The 6,557-nt window shown below is 74.6% G+C and carries 3 protein-coding genes; all 3 read left to right on the top strand.

Going from position 1 to position 6,557, the window contains the following annotated elements:
- Positions 1-4,865 (top strand): amino acid adenylation domain-containing protein (locus ACWEVN_RS24625; protein WP_452052845.1); only part of this gene is annotated, 4,865 nt, incomplete at its 5' end.
- Between the two features lie 29 nt (positions 4,866-4,894).
- Positions 4,895-5,119, top strand: a complete 225-nt coding sequence (locus tag ACWEVN_RS24620; RefSeq protein WP_449682457.1) for an MbtH family protein — start codon at positions 4,895-4,897, stop codon at positions 5,117-5,119.
- Between the two features lie 71 nt (positions 5,120-5,190).
- A complete protein-coding gene (locus ACWEVN_RS24615) occupies positions 5,191-6,531 on the top strand; it encodes a serine hydrolase domain-containing protein (protein ID WP_452052844.1) in 1,341 nt (446 codons plus the stop codon).
- Positions 6,532-6,557 lie beyond the last annotated feature (26 nt).

Raw genomic sequence — 6,557 nt, 5'->3', positions numbered from 1 at the left:
GGGTGCTGGAGTTCGTCGGCCGCGCCGACGACCAGGTGAAGATCCGCGGCTTCCGAATCGAGCTGGGCGAGATCGAGACGGCCCTGGCCGCGCACCCGGACGTCACCGAGACGGTGGTCGTCGCGCGGGACCGGCGGCTCGTCGCCTACGTCGTCACGGCCGGGAAGCCGGACCTGCGGGCCTGGCTGCAGCGGGACCTGCCCGACTACATGGTGCCGTCGGCCTTTGTGACGCTCGACGCGCTTCCGTTGAGCGCCAACGGAAAGGTCGATCGCCCGGCGCTCCCGGAGCCCGCTGCGGAACCGGTGGCCGGGTACGTGCCGCCGCGCACCGAGACCGAGCGCGTGCTCGCCGAAGTCTGGGCCGGCGTGCTCGGCGTGCCCGGTGTCGGCGTCGAGGACAACTTCTTCGAGCTCGGCGGCGACTCGATCCTGAGCATCCAGGTCGTCTCGCGGGCCCGGCGGCACGGTCTCGCGCTCACCCCGCGGGACCTGTTCGCGCACCAGACCGTCGCCGCACTGGCCGTGGCGGCGGGGTCGGCCGCGGTGACCGTGGCCGAGCAGGGGCCGGTCACCGGCGCCGCCGCGCTGACCCCGATCCAGCTCTGGTTCTTCGCCGGCCACTTCGGGGACCCGAACGGGTTCACGCAGTCGGTGCGGATCGAGCGGCCCGAGCCGTTCGACGTCGAGACGCTGCGCGCGGCGCTGACCACGCTGACCGGGCACCACGACGCCCTGCGGATGCGGTTCACCGTCGCCGGCCAGGAAAACGCCCCGGCCGGACCGGCCGAACTCCTCGGCGCGGAGATCGACGTGACCCGCGGGCCGCTGCTCACCGCCGAACTCCTGGAGCCGGCCGTCCTGCTGCTGACGGTCAACCACCTCGTCGTCGACGGCGTCTCGTGGCGGATCCTCCTGGAGGACCTCGACACCGCCTACCGCGGGGGGCCGCTGCCGCCGAAGACGACGTCGTTCCGCGACTGGGCCAACCGGCTCGCCGGCCACGCCGAAGCCGGTGGCTTCGACGACGAACTGCCCTATTGGCGCACCGCGCTCGCCGTCGACGGGTCGCTGCCGATCGACACCGACGCCGCCGAAGCGGGCACCGGCACGGTCACCACGCGCCTGGACGCCGAGCTGACCCGCGCGCTCCTGCAGGACGTCCCCGGCGTCTACCGGACGCAGGTCAACGACGTGCTGCTGGCCGCGCTCGGCCGGGTGCTGGCCCGCTGGACCGGCCGCGGCGGCGTGCTGATCGACCTGGAGGGCCACGGCCGCGAGGACCTGTTCGACGACGTCGACCTGTCCCGCACGGTCGGCTGGTTCACCTCGCTGTACCCGGTCGCGCTGCGGATCGACGACGACTGGGCCGCGCTGCTCAAGTCGATCAAGGAACAGCTGCGGGCCGTGCCCCGCCGCGGCGTCGGCTTCGGCGCCCTGCGGTACCTGACCGGGACCGCGCCCGCACTGCAGCCCGAAATCAGCTTCAACTACCTCGGCCGGCTCGACGGCGCGGCCGGCAGCCTCGACTCGGCGGTCGGCGAAGGCGCGGGCCGGGCGCACCTGCTCGACGTCGTCGGCCGGGTGGACCGGGACACCCTCGAACTGACCTGGTCCTACTACCGCGACACGCACACCGCCGCCACGGTGGAACGGCTGGCCGCCGAACTGGTGGCCGCGCTGGGCGAAGCCGTCGCGCACTGCGCCGAGCCCGGCGCCGGCGGCCGCACCCCGAGCGACTTCCCGCTGTCCACACTGGACCAGCGGCAGGTGGACCGGATCGCCGGCGACGGCCGCGGCGTGGCCGACATCCACCCGCTGACGCCGATGCAGGCGGGCATGGTCTTCCACGGGCTGTCCCAGGAAGCCCAGGGTGTCTACTTCGAACAGGTCACCGCCGTCCTCGACGGCGTGGCCGAGCCGCGGTTCCTGGCCGAAGCCTGGCAGCACGTGGTCGACCGGACACCGGTGCTGCGCGGCAGCGTCGTCTGGGAGGACGTCCCCGAGCCGCTCCTGGTCGTCCACCGCGCCGCGCGAGTGCCGGTCACCGAGCTCGACTGGCGGGACCGCGACCGCGAGGAAGCCCTGCGCGAGCTGCTCGCCGACGACCGTGAGACGCCGTTCGACCTGGCGACGGCGCCGCTGCTGCGGGTCACCCTGGCCCGGCTGCCGAACGACGCCGTCCAGCTCGTCTGGACCTTCCACCACGTCCTGCTCGACGGCTGGAGCGTCTTCCAGGTGCTCTCCGACGTCTGCACGGCCTACGCGGCCCTGCGCGACGGCACCGCGCCCGCTCTGCCGCACCGCCGCCCGTTCGGCGACTACGTCACCTGGCTGCGCGGCCAGACCGCCGACGGTGCCGAAGGGTACTGGCGCCGCGAACTCGCCGGCGTCACCGAGCCGACCCCGCTGCCCTACGACCGGATTCCCGCGGCCACCCACGAATCGAGCTCGTCGACGTGGGTCGGCCGCGACCTCGGCGAGGCGGCGACCGCCCGGCTGGCGGCGTTCGCCCGGCGCGAGCGGCTCACCGTCAACGCCGTCGTGCAAGGCGCCTGGGCGCTCCTGCTGGCCCGGCACAGCGGCGAGGACGACGTCTGCTTCGGCGCCACCGTGTCCGGCCGCCCGGCCGGGCTCGCCGGAGTCGACGACATCACCGGCATCTTCATCAACACCCTGCCGGTGCGGGTCACCGCCGACCCGGCGGCCCCGGTCGCCGGCTGGCTGCGGGGCCTGCAGACCGCCCAGGCCGAATCACGCCGGTTCGAGCACGTCCCGCTGACCGCGGTGCAGGCCTGGAGCGGCGTCGAGGGCGGCCGGAACCTGTTCGACAGCCTGGTCGTGTTCGAGAACTACCCCGTCACGGCCGACGATGTCGCCGGGCACGGCGTGCGGCTGCGCGAGCTGCAGGCCATGGAGACGACCAACTACCCGCTCACCGTCGTGGCCGCCCCCGGCCCGCGCCTGTCGCTCGGCCTGGGCTACGACACAGCGCTGTTCGACGCGGCGACGGTCGAACGGCTGACCCGGCAGCTCGAACACCTCCTGGACGCGATCGCCGAAGACCCGGCCCGGCCGCTGCGGGACTTCGACGTCGCCGAACGCGACCAGGTCCTGGTGGCGTTCAACGACACCCACCACGAGGTCCCGGCGGTCACCCTGACCGAGCTGATCGAGGCCCAGGCGGCGCGCACGCCGGACGCGGTCGCGGTGGTCTCGCGCGAGGAGCGGCTCACCTTCGCCGAACTCGACGTGCGCGCCGACCGGCTGGCCCGGTTGCTGGCCGCGCGCGGCGCCGGTCCGGAACGGATCGTCGCGCTCGCCTTGCCGCGCTCGGTGGAGATCGTCGTCGCCCAGCTGGCCGTGCTGAAGACCGGCGCCGCCTACCTGCCGGTCGACCCGGACTACCCGGCCGAGCGGATCGCGTTCATGCTCGCCGACGCGAAGCCGGTCGTCGTGGTGACCAAGCCGGGCACGGCGCTGCCGGTCGGCGACGCGCTCGTCCTCGACGGCTCGGAAGCCCACGGCCCGGCCACCCCGCTGGGCCGGTCCGTGCCGCTGACCGCCCCGGCGTACGTCATCTACACCTCGGGCTCGACCGGCACGCCCAAGGGTGTCGTCGTCACCCACGCCGGCCTGGCGAGCTTCGCGAGCGCCGAGATCGCCCACTTCGACGTCCGGCCCGGCGACCGCGTGCTCCAGTTCTCCTCGCCGAGTTTCGACGCGTCGGTGCTGGAGCTGTGCATGGCGCTGCCCGCGGGGGCCGCGCTGGTCGTGCCGCCGCCCGGGCCGCTGCTCGGCGAGCACCTGGCCGCGGTGCTGCGCGAGGAAGGCGTCACCCACGCGCTGGTCCCGCCGGTGGCCATGGCGAGCGTGCCGGACGTCGCGCTGCCGGCGTTCCGGACGCTGGTGGTCGGCGGCGAAGCGTGCCCGGCCGACCTGGTGGCCCGCTGGGCGCCGGGCCGCCGGATGATCAACGCCTACGGGCCCACCGAAACCACGGTGGTGGCGACCTGGAGCGACCCGCTCGAACCCGGCGCCACCCCGCCGATCGGCCGGCCGATCCGCAACACCCGCGTCCGCGTCCTCGACGCCGCGCTCCGGCCGGTGCCGATCGGGGCCGCGGGGGAGTTGTACGTCACCGGGGCCGGGCTCGCCCGCGGGTACCTCGACCGGCCGGGGCTCACCGCCTCGCGGTTCCTCGCCGACCCCTTCGGGGCGCCGGGGGAGCGGATGTACCGCACCGGCGACCTGGTGCGGTGGCGCGCCGACGGCACCCTCGAGTTCCTCGGCCGCGCCGACGACCAGGTCAAGATCCGCGGTTTCCGGATCGAGCCCGGCGAGATCGTGGCGGTGCTGCGCAAGCACCCGCAGGTGCGCGACGCCGCCGTCGTCGCGGACGGGCAGCGGCTGATCGCCTACGTGGTCGGCGAGGCGGGGGCCGGGCTGCGGGAGCACGTCGCCGCCGCGCTGCCGGCCCACTTCGTGCCCGCCGCGTTCGTCCGGCTCGACGCCCTTCCCCTGACGGCCAACGGAAAGCTGGACCGGCGCGCGTTGCCGGCGCCGGCCGCGCCGGCGGAGGCCGCCGAGTACGCGGCTCCGGAGACCGAGACCGAAGAGGTCCTCGCGGCCATCTGGGCCGAGGCCCTGGACCTCGACCGGGTCGGCGTCGAGGACAACTTCTTCGCCCTCGGCGGGGATTCGCTGCGCAGCCTGCGGATCACGTCGATGACGAAGTCCGCCTTCGACGTCGAGATCACGCCCAAGGACGTGCTCACCGCGGGCACCGTGCTGGCGCTGGCGGAGCTCGTCGAAGAACGGGTCCTGCAGGACCTCGAGCGGCTCGCCGCCGGCCAAGACCACTGAAAACACCGTTGAGAGGAAGGGAAAATCCCATGCAGGACGACGCCCAATTCCAGGTACTCGTGAACGACGAGGGCCAGTACTCGCTGTGGCCGGTCGCGAACGAGGTACCCGCGGGCTGGCGTGCCGACGGCTTCCGCGGCGGCCGCCAGGAGTGCATGGACCACGTCGACGAGGTGTGGACCGACATGCGGCCGCTGAGCCTGCAGCGGCAGATGGCCGCCGACGCCGAGCCTGCCGCGGCCCGTCGTGAGTGAAAAAGCGGGTTAGAACCCGCCTTTCCACTCACGACCGGCCCCTTCGACCCGACGCGGAAGGTCCCCACCCCATGCCCACACCCACGACACTCACCCAGGCCACCCTGCGGGTGCCGGTACCCGCGGCCGATGGCCGGCTGCAGCGGCTGCTCGCCGGGCTGGCCCACAAGCACGGCGTGCCGGCCGCCCAGCTGGTCGTCACCGACGGCGGCCGGACGGACGCCGTCACGGCCGGTGGGATCACCGCCGAGGCGAAGGTCCCGGCCGGCTCGATCACCAAGGCGTTCACCGCGGCCGTGGCGATGCTGCTCGTCGCCGACGGCGACCTCGACCCGGACGACCCTCTCGGCGAGCACCTGGACGGCCTCGGCCCGCAGGTCGGCAGACCGACGGTCGGGCAGGTGCTCAGCCACACCGGCGGGCTGCCGGCCGCGCTCGGCGCCGCGGCCGACGGCGGCTCGGCCCGCCGCTACCTGCGCGCCTGCCGCGAGGCCGGGCTCGTCCAGCCGCCCGGCCTGGGGTTCTCCTACTCGAACGTCGGCTACGTGCTGACCGGGTACGTGATCGAGGCCATCACCGGGATGAGCTGGTGGGAGGCGGTGGAGACGCTGCTGCTCGACGAGCTCGGCATCGACGCCGCGTTCGTCGTGGAGCCGGGCGCTCGCCGCCGGACCGGCGCGCACGTCAGCGGGCACGCCGTCCACGCGGCGACCGGCCGCGCCCGGCCGGTGGCGCAGACCCTGACGCCCGCGGAGGCCGCGGCCGGGGCGCTCGCGCTGAGCGCGTCGGACCTGGCGGCGTTCGGCGGCCTGTTCTGCGGTGGCGACGGCCCGCTGCCGGCGGACCTGGCCGAGCTCATGCGCCGCCCGATCCCGGGGGCGGAGCCGTTCGGCCTGGCCGACACCTGGGGGCTCGGCCTGGCGGGTTACCGCGGCGCCGACGCGGACTGGACCGGCCACGACGGCACGGCCGACGGCACCTCGTGCCACCTGCGGATCGACGCCGCACACGGCCGGATCGTCGCGTTGACCACCAACGGGAACACGGGTGCGGCCCTGTGGACGGACCTGGTCGCGGCCCTGCGCGCCGACGGCCTGCCGGTGGGCGACTACGAGCTGCCCCGCGACCTCGACCGGGCCGCCCGCCCGGCGGCGGACCTGTCGGGGCACTACACCAACGGCGACCTGGAGTACCAGGTGGACGTCCGCGCGGACGGCGACGCGGTGCTGGTGGTCGACGGCGAGGTGTACCCGGAACTGGCGCTGCTGCGCGACGGGTCGTTCTCGGTCCGCGAGCCGGCCACCGGCCGCCGCATCATCGGCGGCCGGTTCCTGACCGACCCGGCGACCGGGACGGTCAGCGCCATGCAGGCCGGCGGCCGCGTCGCCCGGCGGCGCCGCCGCGCCTCCTGAACTCCCACCACCCGAACTGCGTTGTG

This window comes from Amycolatopsis sp. NPDC003861, from assembly GCF_053605405.1.
This window is presented reverse-complemented; position numbering and strand designations above follow the sequence as displayed.